This is a genomic window from Dyadobacter sp. BE31, assembly GCF_031457695.1.
In the GTDB taxonomy this organism is placed as follows: domain Bacteria; phylum Bacteroidota; class Bacteroidia; order Cytophagales; family Spirosomataceae; genus Dyadobacter.
The window spans coordinates 698963-718322 of the sequence record NZ_JAVDXA010000003.1; the positions used below are offsets into that span (position 1 = coordinate 698963).

General features: G+C 50.8%; 11 protein-coding genes. 6 read left to right on the top strand and 5 right to left on the bottom strand.

All coding sequences use genetic code 11. From position 1 onward, the window contains the following. Positions 1 to 84: 84 nt before the first annotated feature. The 3 genes from J2Y43_RS18740 to J2Y43_RS18750 form a co-directional block, all read right to left on the bottom strand. Entirely contained in the window at positions 85 to 2370 is a 2286-nt protein-coding gene (locus tag J2Y43_RS18740; RefSeq protein ID WP_309985495.1) for a multicopper oxidase domain-containing protein, read from the bottom strand. 74 nt (positions 2371 to 2444) lie between these two features. Further along, entirely contained in the window at positions 2445 to 3299 is an 855-nt protein-coding gene (locus J2Y43_RS18745; RefSeq protein WP_309985497.1) for a DUF3347 domain-containing protein, read from the bottom strand. Between the two features lie 89 nt (positions 3300 to 3388). Beyond that, entirely contained in the window at positions 3389 to 3751 is a 363-nt protein-coding gene (locus J2Y43_RS18750) for a hypothetical protein (RefSeq protein ID WP_309985499.1), read from the bottom strand. Between the two features lie 353 nt (positions 3752 to 4104). Between J2Y43_RS18750 and J2Y43_RS18755 the strand changes: the two genes are divergently transcribed. After that, positions 4105 to 5163 (top strand): DUF6625 family protein, encoded by a 1059-nt coding sequence (locus tag J2Y43_RS18755; RefSeq protein ID WP_309985501.1) that lies wholly within the window; start codon positions 4105 to 4107, stop codon positions 5161 to 5163. A 79-nt stretch (positions 5164 to 5242) separates the two neighbouring features. Here J2Y43_RS18755 and J2Y43_RS18760 read toward each other — a convergent pair whose 3' ends face one another. Then, on the bottom strand, positions 5243 to 6034 hold the full coding sequence (locus J2Y43_RS18760; protein ID WP_309985503.1) for an FkbM family methyltransferase: 792 nt from the start codon (positions 6032 to 6034) through the stop codon (positions 5243 to 5245). Positions 6035 to 6378: 344 nt separating this feature from the next. Between J2Y43_RS18760 and J2Y43_RS18765 the strand changes: the two genes are divergently transcribed. Genes J2Y43_RS18765 through J2Y43_RS18775 form a run of 3 tightly spaced genes read left to right on the top strand, consistent with a single transcriptional unit; the run spans position 6379 to position 9954 of the window. Then, positions 6379 to 6732 (top strand): aegerolysin family protein, encoded by a 354-nt coding sequence (locus J2Y43_RS18765; RefSeq protein ID WP_309985505.1) that lies wholly within the window; start codon positions 6379 to 6381, stop codon positions 6730 to 6732. 11 nt (positions 6733 to 6743) lie between these two features. Then, positions 6744 to 7691, top strand: coding sequence for a hypothetical protein (locus J2Y43_RS18770; RefSeq protein ID WP_309985507.1), 948 nt, complete (start codon positions 6744 to 6746; stop codon positions 7689 to 7691). A gap of 22 nt (positions 7692 to 7713) precedes the next feature. Then, a complete protein-coding gene (locus tag J2Y43_RS18775; protein ID WP_309985508.1) occupies positions 7714 to 9954 on the top strand; it encodes a hypothetical protein in 2241 nt (746 codons plus the stop codon). A gap of 330 nt (positions 9955 to 10284) precedes the next feature. On the opposite strand, the gene J2Y43_RS18780 is transcribed toward J2Y43_RS18775, so the two are convergent. Further along, positions 10285 to 14247, bottom strand: coding sequence for a two-component regulator propeller domain-containing protein (locus tag J2Y43_RS18780; protein WP_309985510.1), 3963 nt, complete (start codon positions 14245 to 14247; stop codon positions 10285 to 10287). Positions 14248 to 14483: 236 nt separating this feature from the next. Here J2Y43_RS18780 and J2Y43_RS18785 point away from each other — a divergent pair, with 236 nt between their 5' ends. Further along, positions 14484 to 17495 (top strand): SusC/RagA family TonB-linked outer membrane protein, encoded by a 3012-nt coding sequence (locus J2Y43_RS18785; RefSeq protein ID WP_309985513.1) that lies wholly within the window; start codon positions 14484 to 14486, stop codon positions 17493 to 17495. Positions 17496 to 17509: 14 nt separating this feature from the next. Beyond that, positions 17510 to 19237 carry a RagB/SusD family nutrient uptake outer membrane protein gene (locus J2Y43_RS18790; protein ID WP_309985515.1) on the top strand — a complete coding sequence of 576 codons (1728 nt, stop codon included), beginning with the start codon at positions 17510 to 17512 and terminating at the stop codon, positions 19235 to 19237. Positions 19238 to 19360 lie beyond the last annotated feature (123 nt).

Below are 19360 nucleotides of genomic sequence, written 5' to 3' on the forward strand. Positions count from 1 at the left end.
GCGCCAGGTAAAAAGCCTCACATCCCGCCCTCCGGCAATACTCGCATTGTGGAGGGCGGGATGTGAGGCTTTTTGGCGGAAAGATCAATAATTTAGGGTAAGCCCAAGCCCGAATCCCATATCGCTGTCGTAATGCGCGGTGGCGCCGATGTTCCGGGTAAAAATGTAGCGGAGCGCCGCCATATATTCTTTGTCGGTATTGACCATGAGGTTCATCCGAAGCCGGCGCGAGACGGGTATATCCATTCTTTCCAGCTGAAAACGGACGTTGCCGTCCGTGAAAATCTCTGCCTGGGCCGTTACCAGCATCGGCAGCACATAGTTCACCCCGGCGCTGAACAACGCTCTGCGGTCTTTGGTATTCCGCTGTCCGAACAGGTTGCTCTCCGCCTCGTCCATCCCCATTCTCCGGTACCGCCAATCGAAGCCGATGAAGGGCATTAGCCACTGCATTCTGCCGATATACCGGCCCAGGTGTGTTTCCACCTCGTAGCCGTGGTGGTCGTTATAGCCCAGCCGCCATTCGGAACCAATGCTCCATCGGGTATTTTGCACCATCGCCTGGCCATCGTTTCCGTTGGTAGCGACGTCGTTTTCTGCCATGAAGTGGAACATCCGGTCGTCGGCGAACAGCTTGCGTTGCGCGAGTCGCGGGTTTGGTATTTCGGGGTTGGCAGGCGAGTTTTCGTAGGAAAAGATCCCGCCCATTCCGCTCATCATATGATAGAGAATGTGGCAGTGGAAAAACCAGTCCCCGCTTTCAGTGGCAGCGAATTCCAGGGTATCCGTTTCCATAGGCATAATGTCGATCACATTTTTCAATGGTGCATTGGCTCCCTGGCCGTTCAGCACCCTGAAATCGTGCCCGTGAAGGTGCATCGGATGCCGCATCATCGAATTGTTATAGATGATCATCCGCACATTCTCGCCTTTTTTGATCAGGATCTTGTCCCTTTCCGAAACCACCTTGTTGTCCATGCTCCACACGTAGCGGTTCATGTTCCCCGTAAGCGTAAAGCGCAGCTCTTTCACAGGCGCTTCTCTGGGGAGTGAGGTGTTTTCCGGCGATTTGAGCAAGGCATAGTTCAGCGTGGTGATCGACGACAATGCATTACTGTTGTACATATTGGCATGATCGTGCCCCGCGCCGCCGTTCATGCCCGGCTTGTCCATCTGCATATTGCCGGTCTCTTTTTTCCCGCTTTTCTGAGGACCTGTGATTTCCGGGTACATTACCACGTTCATATCCATCTGGTTCAGGCTCATTTTCATGCCCATGTCGTCCAGGTTACCGTCCATTTTCATCATCCCGTTCATCATTTTCATCCCTTCGAAGTATTTCAGCCGGGGCAATGGCGATGCGAGTTGTTTTACACCTTCTCCAAGGTAAAGCGAAGCCGATTTAGTACGGTCTTCGGAAGTAGCCAGAAATTCGTAGGCAACCGGCGCGGCACCCGGTTTAACCTGTGGAATGGTCACGATTACGTCGTAAGTTTCCGAAACGGCGATAATCAGCCTGTCTACTTCCACGGGCTCGACGTCGTTGCCGTCCGTAGCCACGACCGTCATTTTACCACCCGCGTAGGTGAGCCAGAAATAGGTAGATGCCCCTCCGTTGGAAATCCTCAGCCTTACCTTATCGCCCGGCTTGAACTGGGAGAGCTGGCTTTCGTTCTTTCCATTGATCAGAAAACGGTCGTAGTATACATCGCTGACGTCCATAGCCGTCATGCGTTTCCATTCGTTTCCTATTTTAGTTTTGAAATATCCCTGCGCGATCGCTTCCGAATAGCTTTGCGTCGCACCCTTTTTAATCGCGAACCAGTCGCTTGCGTTATGCAGCATCCGGTGTACATTATTCGGGTTCATGTCGGTCCATTCGCTGAGTATAATGGGTACTGTCGGGATGGCGGGTTCTTTCTTCTTGTTAAGGATCATGGAGCCGTACATGCCGATCTGCTCCTGCAACTCGGTATGGCTGTGGTACCAATGCGTTCCGTTCTGAATGATCGCGAACCGGTACAAATGCGTCGTATGCGGCTTGATGGGCATTTGCGTGAGGTTAGGCACGCCGTCGTATTGGTTGGGAAGAAATAATCCGTGCCAGTGGAGCGAGGTTTCTTCGTCGAGCTCGTTATGCACGTAGATTTCAGCGGTATCGCCTTCCGTGAATGTCAGGGTAGGCATGGGTATCTGGCCATTTACCGCAATGGCCCGTTTGGGCTTACCCGTAAAATTGACGGTGGTATCTTTTACGTACAAGTCGTATCGTACGACCTTTTGGGCAAACAATGTATTGGAAAAAACAGATAGCAAAACCGCCCATAGCATCACAGGCGCTATCTGCGGGATTTTTTGAAAATCCTTCATAGCAGGTGCGTTGATTTTAAGAAGAGAAGCTGTCCCGCAAGTGTTGAACCACACTTGCCGGGACAGCCGTTTGACTATTTGAGCGTTTCGGTGGTTTTGCCGCAGTTCAGCATCTGAGCACCATAGTATGGGTTTTTAATGGCAGGTACCTGGCTGAGCCAATTCGCCCCTTTCCCTTCTTTGGCCATCGGGCAATGCTGGTAGTACACCGGCTGTGCTGGTTTCGCCGCTTTGATGACCTTGTACATGTTCTCCGAAAGCGAAGAGAAATGGTCTCTCTGGTGGCCTACATCTTTGGTTTCGGCAATGTGGTCCGCATCGAAATCCAGGTCTTTCATCACTTTCATCCACACATTGTGCTGCTCCTGGCCGAGCTCATTCATTTTTACATCTTTAATCGCCTTCACCAGACTGGCCGCCTTGGACGAAGCAGCGTTGCCGTCGGAAGCCACCAATGCATCTTTGATTCCATAGTAAGCCTCCAACACCGGTTTCAGCGGATCGGCCTCTGCCGGTTGGCTTGCTACGTTGTCCATCGCATGGGCGTGGTGCTCGTGCGCAGCAGGTTTGGCCTCCGCGGGCGTACTCTTGCCCGTACGCTCGTAGCGGCAGCACGCTTCAAGCTCCGCGTAAGCCTTATCAGGCGCGAGGTAGCTCTGATTATCGAAGCCGGCTAATGCGATCTTTTTCAGGATGGCATCGAGCGAGGTCTTTTTGCTATCGTAGGTTACCGAGGCAACTTTTGTTTCCTTGTTCCAGCTCGCTTCGGAAATGTTTTTTTCAAATGCGGCCGATTCAATACGCGTTTCGCACAGCGCGCAGGAGCCGTTCACTTTTACATTTTCAGTCACTGGGTTTTTGATCGCGGCGTGTGACAATAGGGCCGATAGCAATAGCGCCATCGCCATCAATATTTTCATTGATTTCATCGGAATGAGTTTAAGCTGCTATAAAGTTTTTAATGACCTTGGGGAAAGAAAGGCATTCCCGAACAGGCGCATTTGTGGCTGTGAGGCGCCTAGCAGCTTATATTGGGAGGCATCCAAAGGGCCAGGTAAACAGGCTTTGGAATCGCTTGCCGGAAAAACCAGGAAATATGATTGCCCACTCCGTGGAAAGGCTTTTCGGAGAGATCGACGGGCTGCGTCTTCACTGCAAAAGCGGTGGCAGGGTGCGCACAATCGCAGCCGGATTCGCCGCAGTGGTGCATGCATTGCTGGCACTGGCCCGATGCGTGGTGGGTATGGCAGGAGTTCCGCAGGGGCTGCACGTGCCTTGTCTCTTTCTTAACGAATGCGTGTTTACTACCGCATGCATAACCCTGCCGGCCCGAAACGAGCAGGCAAAAGATCGTAAGCAACAGTAATACGCAACCTTTCATGGGCAGGACAGACAGCTTTTAACGCTGCAAAGATCACTGTTTGCCCGCCACTTTCGCTACATAATTTTGAGCCCGTGTTACATAATTATGGGATGGGTACGAGCGGGCTGTCGAGAGTTTTAGAGCGCATTATTAATAGCTCCTATTCTTTTGTGAAAACCGTTTAATAAGTTATTTGATTATTCGTTAATAAATTGTAAAACTTTTAAATAAAGAGCAGTATTTGATTTAGAAAAAAAATAGCTATTTTTCACGCATCAATTCTTTTTGAAATATAATTATGGTTATTGAACGATTAACCTGCTGTATTTTGAAAGAATCACTACTCATCCCTCATTCCAACCTCTGTCGCTGTGAAAATAGTCTTTATAATACCTTACTTCGGTAAGCTGCCCTCAAACTTTGACTTGTGGCTGAAAACCTGCAAAGCCAATCCTGAATTCAACTGGCTGATCATCGGTGATAATGACCTTCCTTCGAACCTTGCCGACAATGTAAGCTGTTTTTATTTTGAAGACATCGCAGCATTGGCAAAGTTTATTCAGGCAAAGCTGAATATGAAGATAAAAATCAATAACGCTTACAAATTCTGCGATTACCGGCCGTTGTATGGTGCCATTTTTGAAGACTATCTGGATGGATATGACTTTTGGGGTTTTTGCGATATGGATGTTTTTTTTGGCAAGCTTGCGAATTTTCTCACCCCTGAAATTCTGAACACGCACGATATTATTCAACGTTGGGGACATCTTACTGTCGTCCGGAATAATGAAACATGCAACAGGCTTTATGAAAAATGTTTTGATTATTCGACAGTAGGAGAGGTTCTCAATTGGGATATGAACCAGGGCACCGACGAGCGTATACTGCCATATGTTGGTCAGAATCTTGGTTTGAGATGTTATTTCAATCAAACCTGGATGGCAGATGTAGCTCCTCACACGTTCCAGTACCGCATGGACAAGCTGGGAAACAATAATTATACTTCGCAAATATTTGCCTGGGAAGAAGGGGTCCTTTACCGCTATTTTTTAGATGAAGGGCATATACACCGCGATGAATTTATGTATATCCACCTTCAAAAACGGGATATTGAGATCCTGAACAGAATAACCGGCGATTTTATGATTACTCCCAATGGCATTTATCAAAAAACAAGGGAGGTGAATTTGTCCGATTTTTTCAGTGATTCCAGATTAAAAGAACGGTTTGATCTACGCTATAAGCAAATGTTCAACGGCCTGGTCAGAAAGCGGGTTATGGACACCGTTTTGAATGGAAATATATTTAAGTATCTGATTTACAAGCGTTATTTGTCCAATTTGTGGAAGCACACGCCCGATATTACCGTTAACGCCCGTGAGCACGACGCTGCCGAGCTGGTTACCCACGAAGCCGGTGCGATCGGATAGGTGCCCCGGCGACCCACGTGCTATCGAATTGTAAATGGCAAAACCCGGAGAAACTCCGGGTTTTGCCATTTGTAAATGCTTAAAAAAGATCCAGATTATAAATGATGATATTTTCGCCGGTCTGCGCGAAACGATAGCGGGTAAATGCCTTGTTGATTGCCGTGAAAAATGGTTTTGAACAACCCGGTACCATCCAGTCGTGCAGCTCAATCACAATCACTTTTACTTTGGGGAGCCAGCTTGTGTAATTCTCCGAGAAAAGTTGTTTTTCGGCGGTTTCAATATCCAGTTTGAGCAAATCTATTTGCTTCCAATCAAACTCCTTCATTACGGAATCGATGGTACAGGTATTGGGTTCTCCCGCATCTTCTGCATCAGTATCATCCAATTCTTCGACAACAATTCCCCATTTCCCAACACCGAATTTATCTGAAATTTTCGCAACCGTTTGACGGGGCCATATGGCTGCCTGCTTCACATGAATATTGGGATAATGCTTCGTATTACCGATCACGGCAGCCGCATTTTCGGGATCCGGCTCGATGGCTACGATTTGTGCTTTCGGAAATTTAGCTGTGAAGTAAATACTGGCCAGGCCGATATTGGCGCCGCCGTCAATAATTGTTTCAGGTACAAAACCCAGCGGGACGTTGTATTCATTTTTAATAAAAACCTGCACAAACACCTTCTCGTCCGTTGTCTTCGGTCTTAAATGAATAGGATATTTTACTTTGGGATGGTTTACTTGCCGATTGCTCTGCAAAATGCGGCCAATAAAAAAGGAAGTGCCTTTTATAATACCAAGTTCAGAATGGTATGAGGCCAGTTTTTCGAGATAACGGAACATTTTGTTAGATAGAGGAGTATGCATCGTAAAGCGGGATGATCGGTTTTCCTACTCATCCGTAGCGTCGTTTTGTGCACATTGTGCGAATACTTTTTTATGCGGCAATTGTCGTTATGACAGTTTATGTTAGGATCGTTTTGGGTAAAAGGTGGAAGCAATCAAACCTTATTAAATGGATTTTCTCAGATGAGCGATTCAGACTGCCTTGAAATCCGGCGATCCGCCGACGCTATCAGCCGGTTAATAATAATTCGCTATGATTTATGAAACTAATTTATGATTTGAATGTAATATTACTTCTATTGCAATGCGCGGTTACAAATGACGCTTATCCTATCCATTGTTTCACCTAAACCATTACCTTACCCATGACCAGAAAAGTGAAGATGACAGTCAACAATAATACCAACAAGGTGTTGACCTTCAAAAACAAAGATCGTAAGCACGGCAAATTTACCACCGATCCCCCGACCACGATTCAAGCGTCGGGCAGTTGGACTTGCAGCAACAAATCGGGCGAGCTGGTCGGTCCGGAAGGAACAGTCGTCTATGAAACCGACGGCGGAAAGACTATTGTTGAATTTTATTATAACCATCCTATGGGCAGCGCGACGAGTTCCTACCGCGTGACGCCCAACCCCGCTGATGCAATGGGTTACGACATCAAAGGCAGTTTCAAGGGGCACGACCAGGACATCACTTTTGAGTTGTTTCTGGTATGATGTCGGGGGATATGGCAACGCAATACCCGGAAAGTATCAATAAAGATTTGGGAGGGGTTGCGACGGATACAGCGGCCTGGATGGGCTTGCTGGATGGCAACATGAAACTGAACAGCATCGTTATGCCGGGCAGTCACGACGCAGGCATGTCCCAGACAGACCACCCCGGCGCTGGGGGCGAACTCAACCCCGGGATCTCCAAGACCCAGAAACTGAACATCCTGGGGCAATTGCAAGCGGGTTCTCGGTATTTCGATATCCGCGTGGATTATGATCACGGCGAACTCGTTACCTACCACAGAACGGGCGATTCGGGCTGTAACGGGCAACCGTTATCGGCTGTTCTGGACCAATCGATCGAATTTATCCGGTCGCATCCTTCGGAAACCTTCATCCTCAAATTCTCCCATATCCGCATCAACCGGCACAATGAGAGGGAGATCAAAGACCGGATCGACCAGTTTCTGGCCGACATCCGGTTCAGACCGTATGCGTTCACGCATTCGCGGTACGACGTCAACCTGGCGGAAGTCGCATTAGCCGATTGCCGGGGGAAGTTTATCCTGGTTTTTGACTATCCCGAACACATCAGCGCCCGTTCGGGGCGGTTCCGGTATCACGACGGAGACGCCTATGCCGGGCCGAATATCACGGTGTATGATTCCTATTCCAAAACCACTTCGCTGGAAAAAATGAAACATGACCAGCTGGCGAAACTGGATCAATACGGCGGATTGGGTAAGGATTATTTCTTCCTTCTATCCTGGACGCTTACCCCCGACGCCGAGACTTTCCTGAGAGGTTCCTCCGTGGAAGAACTAGCGGAAAAAGCCAATCCGGAACTGGACAAAGTGCTGGCAGAGCACCGGATTCGGGCAGACAAACCCCAGCCCAACATTGTGTACATAGACTACCTCGATGCCCCCATAGCCCGCAGCATCATTCAGTGTAATTTTTAAGCCATTTATTCGAAAATACATCATGAGTAATTCCGAAAGACTTAATCCCCTGTACGGCGTCAGTATCGGGGCGACGATCTATGCCGCTACCGGAAAATTCAACGCCAGCGTGGTAGCGGCCCCTATCAGTCTGATGATTTCCCAGGAGGAAACCCAAAAATCCATGTCCGGCGAAAGCAGCTATGTCTATTCGGACCAGATGAACCAGGGATCCTTTGGCATGTCCGGCGCTTATGGGGTTTCGGGGGTAAGCTTGCTCAAATCCTCATTGTCGGCTTATGTAGGGGCATCTTCGGCCGTGAGCAGTAAGTCGGTGACGGTCAACTACAACGCCATGGCGGTGGGAGGAGTGGAATATATCAATTTCGAAGAGCTTACCGCGAGTAGTTTTATTGCAGGGCTGAACCTGGCTTGCCGGCAAAGTATACTGGCAGTGTTGGAGGCCTACAATGAAGTAATGAAAGCGGCTTCCCAATCAGGTAAGGACCCGTTGAGCGTTTTCGGGAACGATGATCCCCAAAACAAGGCCTTGAAAGGACTCGTGACTGACTGGATAGCCAAGTCGGAGAAGTTTACACGCGAATTCGGCGATGGTCTGGTTATCGGCGTCACCTGGGGGGCATTTGGATGGGTGAAGATGGTCATGACCGCCGAAAGCGAGGCGAAATCATGGAAATATGGTGGCCAGGCTGATTTCTCGTACGCCAATACCTTTGCCTCCGTGGCGGTGAAGGCTACTTATGATGGCGGGCAATCGAGCGGGGACGCGAAGGTTTCCGTGCATTGTACGCACGATAGCAGTGGTTCGGTTATTGGTCCGCAGATCGACAAGTGGTTTGATCAGGTGGCGAACAAGTCATTCAGTGAACTGGCCGAGGTGAAGGTGATGGACAAAGCGCCGGACATGAAAATTACCCAGGGCGCACCTTCCATTCCAGAGTTTGTAAAACCCAAACCCGGGAATGACATCGCCAGCAAAGTAGGTGAAATCAAAGACCTGGATGGGTTGAATGCATTGGCAAAGGCTTCGGCTTACGATAAAGCCAGAAAAGAGAACCCCGACCTGACGCTGGACGAGTTCCTGCGGCAAGCCGACCAGCCGGCAGACAAGAAAAAACTAGACGAGTTTGCAGAAAAAGTAGAAGAAAGTAATATCGATACCCTTATTCCGCCCAGGAAAAAGAAGCCCAAAGAGCATATGCCCGATGAGGAGTTCGGTAGCCTGGCGACAAACTCCGACACCGGTTTCTTGCCGAACGAAGCATTTGCCTTAAATGAAAATACCAAAGCAGGAAAAGAGGTGAGCACGAAGGGCTACGTGCCGCTGGGCGTGTGGATCAGCAACTGGCCCGACCTATTTCCGTGGATGGCACAGGGTTACTACAATAGCATTGACGATATCGAAGGGGAGGAGGCAGTGCAGTTGCGGGTGATGTTGCAGGACTACCAGGCCCTCAGCAGGCTCTATTACATCGCCAATTCGTCGCGCATCACCGAGTTTAAGAGAAAGGACCCGTCAAAACCGAACGTCACTACGCTGAGTATCGCAGGTGCATTTGCCAACGCAGCAGGAAAAATGCAAGCCGAGGGGGTGAACTTCGCCAAGGCACAGGAGATTTATCAAAGCCTGGGAGAGGCCGACCGCGCTATTTATGCCTTGTGGAATAAAGTATCTTTCCTCAGGAATTGCGAGTTGGGCCTGGGATTGATCAAAGACGGCAAAAGCATCGGCTCGCCCATTGCGGGCTCTGATGCCGACTCACGCCAGGCCTATACCCTCAGCACATGCAACTTTGAGGGGCAAAACTACACCGCATTTAGTCCTTTCTACAAAGTACTGCCGCTGCTCACACCCGACGGCGATATCTGGGCTTTTGGTCCCCAGCAAGGCGGGTTGAGCTCCATTTACGATAAAGAGGCTGTCTTCTCCAAACCCGGACGGGCAAGGTACCTCGAATTTGAATATGACAAAGAAAACAAAATACTCAGCAGTAATGCCCATGGCATCAAACTGTACCCCATTCCATTCTCTGCTGCCGAAAACGTGGCCTGGAAAGGCATGTCATTCAGCACTAACGTCGGGGCCATCAGCAGCTTGAACGAAAGCCTGAAATCACTCAGCGACCAGCTCAGCCGGCTCAACGCATGGTCGTTCAGCAGCGCCAACTGGGACAGGAGTTGGAGCGGCGCGGATGCTTACCGGCGACGGAACATCAAGAAACAATACATCGGGCTTATTGACGAGATCAGGAATATTCTCTGAGATATCAAAGCGGCTTTTCCGGTAAATTATATTGCCCGGCCGCTCTGGTGAGTTGTTCGAGAATCTGCTTTTTAAGAATTCTGGGCCCAAATACCGTGATTTTTGCTCCAAAGCCCAGTAGCTCGCGGACGGCTTATCCATGCCTTGGAAATGGCCTTCTCCAAAGTGCTGAGGCGATTAGCCGCTTTTGGAAGGATACGAGCGTGCTGCTTGCCTGCGATGTTTCCGGATCCATGCTAATCATGATGGAGGTTCGAGTGCCCAAAGCGCACGCCTGGCTTGTTACTCCTTCATTTTCAATCTAAACAAACTCTTTCTCGCATCCGAAACTCACAATGCATTCACATAACCCGACGGGCTTACGCCGAATTGTTTCTGAAAATCGCGGGAGAAGTTGGTCGGCACGCTGTATCCAACCATGTCTGCCACCTCGTTGATCTTGTAATTCTTCTCTGCCAGCAGTTCAGCCGCTTTTTTGAGGCGCGAAAGGTTGATCAGCTCGTTGGGCGTCATATCGGAAATACCCTTGATCTTCCGATAAAGCGTAGGGCGGCTCATATTCATTTTGGAAGAAAGCATATCCACGTCCAGGTCACTGTCGGCGATGTGGGCCGTGATAATGGCGTTGAGCTGTTCGAGGAAATCCTTGTCCGCGCGCGAGAAAGCAATGCCCTTAATGTGCGTAAGCGGCGAGCGGGCAAAGTAGTCCTTGATAATGTCACGGTTTTGCAGCAGGTTGCTGATCTGCGCCGATAAATGATCGAGCGAAAACGGTTTCTCGATATAGGCATCGGCACCCACTTCCAGTCCTTCGATTTTCGAACTGATCGAATTTTTGGCCGTCAGTAAGATGATAGGGATATGACTGAAACGCACATCGTTCTTCATTTCGCGGCACAACGCAATGCCGTCCATTACGGGCATCATAATGTCGCTGATCACGAGATGGATATTCTCTTCCTGCAACAGACCGATGGCCTGCCGGCCGTCACCGGCCCTGAAAATGTTGTATTCCAGCGCCAGCTCGCGGCCCAGATAGCCCAGGATTTCGGTGTTGTCCTCCACCAGCAGCACATTAGGCTTGTTAGGGTTCGCTTGCTCGGCCGTTTGAGGGCTATCGGCGTCTGCCGGTTCGTCGGCGTCCCTGTTCAAATCCAGTTCATAATCCTGGTGAATGGGAATTGAAAGCAGGAAGGTGTTCTGGTCGAGCTCGGAGCGTTTCAGTTCGAGCGTGCCCTTGTGCAGTTCTGCCAGCGAGCGCGCTAGCGGGAGGCCGATGCCGGTTCCCTGTTCCTTACTATTGCCTTCGGCGCGGTAGAACGGCTCAAAAATGCGGTCGCGGTCGTCGTAGCCGATCAGAGGGCCGTCGTTGGTGAACTCGATGTGGAACAGCAAATCGTCGCTGTTGAACGGCGAAAGCTTTACTTTGACGCTGCTTTCGGCATATTTAATCGCGTTGCTCACCAGGTTGCTGGTGATTTTCTTGCAAGCCTCTTCATCCACAAATGCCTGCAAGGTAATGCGAGGCAGTTCTAGTTTGTACTGCAATTGCTTTTGCTCGGCCGCCGGACGGAACGTGGAAAAAACGTCGCCCAGCAGGTCGTTAATGTCGGTTTTGGTAAAATTAAGGCTGTAATTGTTAGCCTCGGCCTTGCGGAAGTCGAGAAGCTGGTTGGTCAGGTCAATCAGTCGGGAGGTGTTTTTATCAATCATATTCAAACTCTCAATCATTTCGGGATCCGACTTCCTGGTCGCCAGCAGCTTGTCGAGCGGCATTTTGATCAGCGTCAGCGGCGTGCGGATCTCGTGCGCCACATTGGTAAAAAAGTCGATCTTGGCATTATAAATCTCCCGCTCTTTCCCCATTTCGATCGTTTCGATCTGCCGCCGGCTTTTTTCATGGAGGGCGAGAAAATAGTAACGGAAAATCACCACAATAATACTCACTGCCAGCACCACATAAAACAGCCATGCCCAGCCCGTGGCCCAAATAGGCGGCAGAATGGTGATGCGCAGCCTCGTTTCACGGTTATTCCAAAGGCCGTCGTTGTTGGCTCCTCGAATCTTTAATGTGTAATCGCCCGGCGGCAATTTGGAAAAATGGATCCGCCGGTTGCCATGGAACGGCACCCATTCTCTGGTAAGGCCTTCGAGCTGGTATTGGTAGGAGTTTTGTTCGGGAATGACATAGCTTAGCACCGCCACATCGAAACTCAGGCTCGAACTCTGGTAGGGCAGGGTAAGCTCACTGGCGTACATGATCGACTGTTTCAGCGGCGCGTCCTCCTGTCGGATATCGACGTCGCGGTTGTTGACCTGCAACCGGGTAATGTAAACCGGTGGTACGAAGGCATTCCGCAGCAACTCCGAGGGCTTGAAGCCCACCATTCCCGCAACGGTGCCGAAATACAGTGTGCCGTCCGCGTCCTTGTACGAGGAGTTGTAGTTGAACTGGTCGGTGGGAAGGCCATTGCCCATCCGGAAGTTGGTGAAACGGTCGGTACGGCCGTCGAGCTTCGCGAGCCCGCGCGAGGTGGTGATCCAGAAATTACCCCCATTGTCTTCGAGGATACGGAAAACCTGGTTATCCGGCAGGCCGTTGGTCTTGCGGTAGTTGCGGAACTGCCCCGTTTGTGGATTGTAGCGCGAAAGACCGTGCTCAGTGCATAGCCAGATGCTCTTGTCGGAGCTTTGGTAAATGCTGTTGACGTAGTTGTCGGGCAGGCCGCCGGGACGATCGGCGCTGTATTGTAAATGTCCCTTTTTCTGTGTTTTAGGGTTAAAATACCGGACACCACCTCCGTAGCTCGCCGCCCAGATCGTCCCCTCGTCATCTTCGTGAATACTCTGGACTTGCGCATTGAAGAAGGGCAGCCGCGTGAAATCGTCGGTCTTGCGGTTGTATTGGCAAAGGCCCCCCCACGTGCCCACAAGAATATCACCGGAGCGGGTTTTATAGATGGTCACGATGAAATTGCTGCTCAGCGACCGGGGGCTGGATGTCAGGTTATAATGCCTTACCACCCGCTCTGTGCGCAGGTCCATCACGTCGAGGCCGTGCTCGTAGGTGCCTATCCAGAGCTCGTTGCCGTCGGCTACCATCCCATGCAGGTTGCGGTAGGCAATGCTTCCCGGCCGGCCGTCGGGCAGGAATGCTTTAAATTGGCCTGTTCGGATGTCGAGGCGGTTGAGGCCCGCGTCCTCGGTACCGATCCACAAATGGCCGTTTTTGTCACCGGTAATCTCATGCACAATGCTGCCGCTGATGCTGTTGCCGGGTTTTGGGAAAAACTTGCGGAAGTTGTTGAACTGGGTCGAGTAATAATTGATGCCGCCAAACTGCGTCGTAATCCATATTCCGCCCTCGCGGTCGCGCAGGATGGAGTTGACGATGTTGTCGGTAATGGAATACCGGTTGAACTGCTCACGCACAATGTGTTGCGATCGTCCTGCGACCAGGTCAAGAATGTAGAGCCCCGATTCGGAGCCGAGCCAGAACTCGCGGTCGTTTTTCTGGAAAATAGTATGCACCTGAACATCCCCGTCCGGCAAACCGGCGGCGGTGAGGTCGCGTACCTGTTTTTTGACAAAGTTCAGCAGCAGGACCTTTTTCATCGTGCCGACCAGCAGCGCCGTGTCGCCTACCGCGTGCACGGTGGTGGAGCCGTAAACATCCCGGATGCCCGACATTTCTTCCATGTTGAACGCCTCGAAACGGCCGGTATCCTGGTGATAATGCCGCACCACGCCATTGCTGCACGCTACCCACACCGCCCCGGCGGGCGATATATGCAGCGATACCGGCTGGTCGTTGCCAAAGCTGATGCGCGCCACACGGCCCGTGCGGACATGGTAGCGGTACAATGTACGATCGGAGATAATCCAGATATTGCCGTTACGGTCGCCGCGGATTTCGAGCACCTCGCCGGCGGGGATCAGTTTGAACGGGTCGAAGCGGTCGGCGACGGGATCGTAGCGGTACACGCCTCGGTGCGTGCCTACCCAGAGTTTCTCGGAGGTATCTTCGTATAATGCAAAAATTGAATTGCTGCCGATACTCAGCGAATCCCCCGCAATGCTCTGGAAAACCCGGAAATTATGGCCGTCGAAGCGGTTGAGGCCATTGCGGCTCGCAAACCACATAAAGCCTTTTTTGTCCTGCACCATTTTACCTACGGCATTCCCCGAAAGGCCATCGGAAACCTGGTAGTTCTTGAAATAGAACGGAATATCCTGCGCAACTGCCTGCGTGGCAGCAAAGAGAAAAAACAGGATGGAAACTAGTATTCTCACCAATTTAAGCTACATATAAACACACGACCCGACACAACCAATATGTAAAGATATCCACTAAAATCTTAGTTAAGTCATAAAAATCAGGGGTGAGACATTTTGATTCAAAATTGAGACAAAACGATCACACCGTTATCCGCTAAACCCTGAACTTCGCGGCAGTCTTAATTAATCCAATATTATAGTTAAAAAGTAACAACGCTGCGGAGCCTTTCACCTAACTATCCTTCATGAAAATGAAATTATACAAATCTACCGGTCTGGGCCGACGCCTGCTGCCGGTCGGACATTCTCTGGCACGGGCAACTGCCTGGCTGGGCTGTCTGGTGCTGATACTTTCGGCCTGGCAAGCCAGCGCACAGAACACGGTGCAAATTTCGGGTAAAATTTTGGATTCCAAGGACGTTTTGCCCGGCGTAGCGATCCTTGAAAAAGGGACCAACAACGGAACAGTCTCCGAAGCTAACGGAACATTTAAGCTGGAAGTCAGCAACGCAAATGCCACACTGGTGATCTCCAATGTCGGATACGTAACCCAGGAAATTGCCCTCGCCGGCAAGACTTACCTCGAAGTAAATCTGGCAGAAGACCAGAAAACCCTGAACGAAGTAGTCGTGATCGGCTACGGTTCGTTGAATAAAAAAGAGGTTTCCAGCGCGATTACACACCTTTCGGGCAAGGATTTGCTCCGCGTAGGCGGCAATAACCCGCTCATGGCCATCCAAGGCAAGGTTGCAGGGCTTTCGGTGGCCAACACGGCTGCGGCCGACCCGAACTCTTCGCCCAGCATCCAGTTGCGCGGGGCATCGTCGCGTAGCGCGGGCCTGGGGCCATTGTTTGTGATCAACGGCGTACCGGGCGGTAATATCGACAACATCAACCAGAACGAGATCGAGTCGATCGACGTTCTGAAAGGCGGTGCGGCATCGGCCATCTACGGTACCCGCGGAAGCAATGGTGTAATCGTGATCACGACCAAAAAAGGTTCGGAAAACTCACGTATATTCTATGACGGTTACACTACTTTCGATTGGGCTACCAACCAGTTGGAGGTGCTTTCGAAAGACGACTTCCTGGCTCACAAGCGTGGTGTCGATTTCGGCGGTAACACCAACTGGATGAACGAAGTGAAGCGTAATCCGTCGTTTTCGCACAAGCATACCCTCCAATTCTCGGGTGGTAATGGCAAAACCAACTATTTTACTTCCCTCGATTACCGCGATGCGAGCGGCCTCGACCTCCGTTCGAGCAAGCGCGAGTATGGCGGAAGGATCAATATCAACCACAAGACGGCCAATAACCTCGTCGAACTGGCATTTACTGCTGCGCCACGCTATACCAAGAACAGCGATGCCGATTACAGCGGTTTTAATTACGCACTGACCCTGAACCCGACGCTCTCTATACGCGACTCAGCCGGCAAATATGCTTATCTGACATCCGGATTTTTTGCCAACAACCCGGTTGAAGTCGCGAAGGGCGTCAAATCGGACCGCGAGTACAAGCTCCTGGATATGAACGGCTCAGCCAAAATCAATATCCTCGAAAACCTGAATACGGTGGTGACGATCGGGGAGGTCAATTCTTCGATGAGACGGTATTTGTTTACGCCTTCGACGCTAACCACCGTTATCAATGGCAGCAAACGCAACACGGGCGAGCAGATTTTGGAAGAAAACGACCAGAAGAGCTTCGAGTGGATCGGTAACTACTATCTTGATCTGAATAAGCATTCCGTGAAGTTGCTCGGCGGGTATTCGTTCCAGTATTTCACGTCGTCGGGTTTCAATGCGAAAAACGAGAACTTTCCTTCCAATGTGCTGACCTACAATAACCTGGGCAGCGGTTTGTGGAACTTGCAGCAGGGGATCAACAATGTGGGGTCTTATAAAAACTCTTCTAAACTGATCGCGTTCTTCGGTCGTTTGAACTACGATTTCGACCAGAAATATTACCTGTCGGCCAGCTTGCGCCGCGAGGGTTCTTCGAAATTCGGGTATTCCAACAAATGGGGTTACTTCCCGGCGGCTTCCGTAGCCTGGCGTGCCACCCAGGAGGGTTTTTTGAAAGACATTCCCTGGCTGAACGAACTGAAAGTACGTGCGGATTACGGCGAGACGGGTAACCAGGATTTCGGCAATTACCTTTCGCTCGATACTTACGGCGGCTATGGTTATTACCTTTATAATGGCAACAACTACCAGGTTTGGGGGCCGAGCCAGAACACGAACTACGATTTGCGCTGGGAAAAGGCGGCGAACTTCAACGCCGGAGTGGATTTCGAACTCTTTGGAAGCAAAGTCTCCGGTAGCTTGAACTACTACATCCGCACCAACCGCGATTTGCTGGGTAATTATAATGTGTCCAACCCGCCGAATATCCAGGGGCAGACATTTGCGAACGTGGGCACCATGCGCAACACCGGTTTCGAATTGCAGTTGAATGCATCGGTACTGCGTAAAGGCGATTTCTCTTATGACCTCGGTTTCACAGGTGCTTATAATAACAACAAATTCGTCTCGTTCTCGAATGCGCTTTTCAAAGGACAGAAGTACGTGGATGTAGTCGGTATGCCGGCACCGGGTAGTCCGGGTACATTGCAGCGCTTGCAGGAGGATACCCGCATCGGTAGCTTCTATGCACTCAAATCGGCTGGTGTAAACGAGCAGGGTGCATTGCTGGTGTACAACAAAAAAGGGGAGGTGATCCCTGGCAACCAGGCTACGAACGACGACAAGCAGTTTGTTGGAAACGGTCTGCCGAAGTTTACAATGGGTCTTTCCAATAATTTCAAATACAAAAAATGGGACCTGAGCGTATTCCTGCGCGGTGCGTTTGGCTATAAGCTGTTCAATACGTACGCATTTTACCTGGGCACACCTGCCACGCAGGAGAATGCCAATGTGCTGAAATCGGCCTACGACGGCAGCAAGTATTCAAAACTGACGAGTCCATCGACGTATTCTACGCTGTCGGATTACTTCCTCGAACCAGGCGGTTTCCTGAAAGTGGATAACGTGACGCTGAGCTATACCCAGCCGGTTCAGACCAAATTCCTACAATCGGTGCGGATTTACGCGACTACCCGTAACCTGGTGACTTTCACGAAGTTCAAAGGCGGCGATCCCGACCTGATCAACGTGAACGGCTTGTACCCTGGTGTAAATAAAAACCCGGACAACAACGGTACGCTCGATTACTACCCGTCGACCACCCAATTGCTGCTGGGCGTTCAGCTTACCTTCTAACATTTTGAAATACAATGAAAAGCATTAATATATTAAAAAGCACATCCAGAATCGGGGCAAGCATGCTGTTGCTCGCCACGGTGGGCTGTACCAACCTCGACGAGGAGCTGTACGACCGGATTACGTCCGGCAACTTCCTCCAAACCCGCGAAGACGTAACTCGCGACTTCCTGCGTGCATTCGAACACAGCTATTGGAGCATCCAGGGCGGTAATACGTTTATGTTGCAGGAAAACAGCTCCGACGAGATCATGACACCGAACCGCCAGGGCGACTGGTTCGACGGCGGGCAATTCCAGCGCGTGCATTACCACACCTGGACGCCCAATGACGGCTTCACCGCCGACCCATGGAATGCATTGTACGGCGGCGTGACACTCGCCACGAACTCGCTGGAAGACTTGCAGGGTATCAAAGACCCCTCGAAATTCGACATGACCCAGGCGGAGCTCGACGGTATGATCGCCGAGTTGCGCACGCTTCGCGCGTGGCTGAACATTCGCCTGCTCGATTTCTACCGCAATATCGTGATCGTGACCAAGGTAAAAGGCGAAACCACCGGCGGGCCGCAGGTTACGCCTCAGGAGGCATTTGCATTCATTGAGCAGGAGTTGAAGGAGTCGCTGCCGAAACTGCCGACGGTACAAAGCCTGGGCGCGAATGCGGTAGGCCGCTGGACGCAGGGTGGGGCGGTATCGCTGCTAGTGCGGTTGTATCTCAATTCGAAAGTGTACACTGGTACCGACCGTTTCGCCGACTGCGCGAAGCTTTGCCAGGAAATGATCGATGGAAAATATGGTACTTATGCCCTCGAATCGCGCTGGGATGCGCCGTTTGATTATAACAATGCCACTTCCAAAGAAACGGTTTTCGGCTTCCCGGGCAGTTTCGGGCTTACGCACTGGCAATATGATGGCGGAATGTACTTCTGGATGCTGCCCAACCTGGCTCCGAGTTATTTCGGATTCACCGATTTTGGAAACGCCAACCCTAAATATGCCATGCAGCCTGGTCTCGATGTCGATGGAAAGGAATATCCCCATGCACTGGGCAAACCATTCGTAAAGTTTCAGAAATACCCGGATGACGTCCGCTTGAAAAAATACAAAAACCTGGGCAACAGCAAGCGCGAAGGTATGTTCCTGCATGGCTACCTGACCTACACCAATTCGGCCGGTAAGCCTGATACCGTTCGTGGTTTCAAAGGTCCATATGCATTGTACTTCCGCGATCAGGTGGGCAAGTTCCTCGATGCGAAGCCAGGCACACCGATCGCCGAGAAGACTTCGAATATGAACAATGCGGATAATAACTCGGGTATTTTCCCGGTGAAATATCCGTTCTATCCGAGCGACGATTTGAACAAGATTGCTTCGGCCTATGCGGAGATCCGTTTCGCGGAAATCTACTATTCACTGGCAGAATGTAAGTACCGTGCAGGCGATAAAGCCGGCGCTGCCGCATTGCTGAATGCAGTCCGCAAACGTAACTACCCGGCCGGCTCACCAAGCCTGTACAAAGCCGACGGCAGCCAGCTAACCGACCAGGAAATGCTCGACGAATGGGGGCGTGAATTTCTAGTGGAAGGCCGCCGGCGCACGGATATGATCCGCTGGGGCGTGTTCAACAAAGGCACCTGGTGGGACAAAACGGCCGACGCCGACAATCACACCGAGATTTTCCCGATCGGACAAACCGTACTGAACTCATCGCCGCAACTCAAACAAAATCCCGGCTATTAATCAATTAATCGATCGATCGATTCCCGTCGACTTAAGTCGACGGCTAGAAATTATACGATTGAATTTTAATCAATTCCCGTCGACTTGAGTCGACGGATAAGAATAGACGAGTAGAAATTTTAA

Bases quoted from the DNA above. Each gene is read 5' to 3' on its own strand.
- J2Y43_RS18740 (WP_309985495.1), bottom strand. From the start codon at position 2,370: ATGAAGGATTTTCAAAAAATCCCGCAGATAGCGCCTGTGATGCTATGG.
- J2Y43_RS18745 (WP_309985497.1), bottom strand. From the start codon at position 3,299: ATGAAATCAATGAAAATATTGATGGCGATGGCGCTATTGCTATCGGCC.
- J2Y43_RS18750 (WP_309985499.1), bottom strand. From the start codon at position 3,751: ATGAAAGGTTGCGTATTACTGTTGCTTACGATCTTTTGCCTGCTCGTT.
- J2Y43_RS18760 (WP_309985503.1), bottom strand. From the start codon at position 6,034: ATGCATACTCCTCTATCTAACAAAATGTTCCGTTATCTCGAAAAACTG.
- J2Y43_RS18765 (WP_309985505.1), top strand. From the start codon at position 6,379: ATGACCAGAAAAGTGAAGATGACAGTCAACAATAATACCAACAAGGTG.
- J2Y43_RS18770 (WP_309985507.1), top strand. From the start codon at position 6,744: ATGGCAACGCAATACCCGGAAAGTATCAATAAAGATTTGGGAGGGGTT.
- J2Y43_RS18775 (WP_309985508.1), top strand. From the start codon at position 7,714: ATGAGTAATTCCGAAAGACTTAATCCCCTGTACGGCGTCAGTATCGGG.
- J2Y43_RS18785 (WP_309985513.1), top strand. From the start codon at position 14,484: ATGAAATTATACAAATCTACCGGTCTGGGCCGACGCCTGCTGCCGGTC.
- J2Y43_RS18790 (WP_309985515.1), top strand. From the start codon at position 17,510: ATGAAAAGCATTAATATATTAAAAAGCACATCCAGAATCGGGGCAAGC.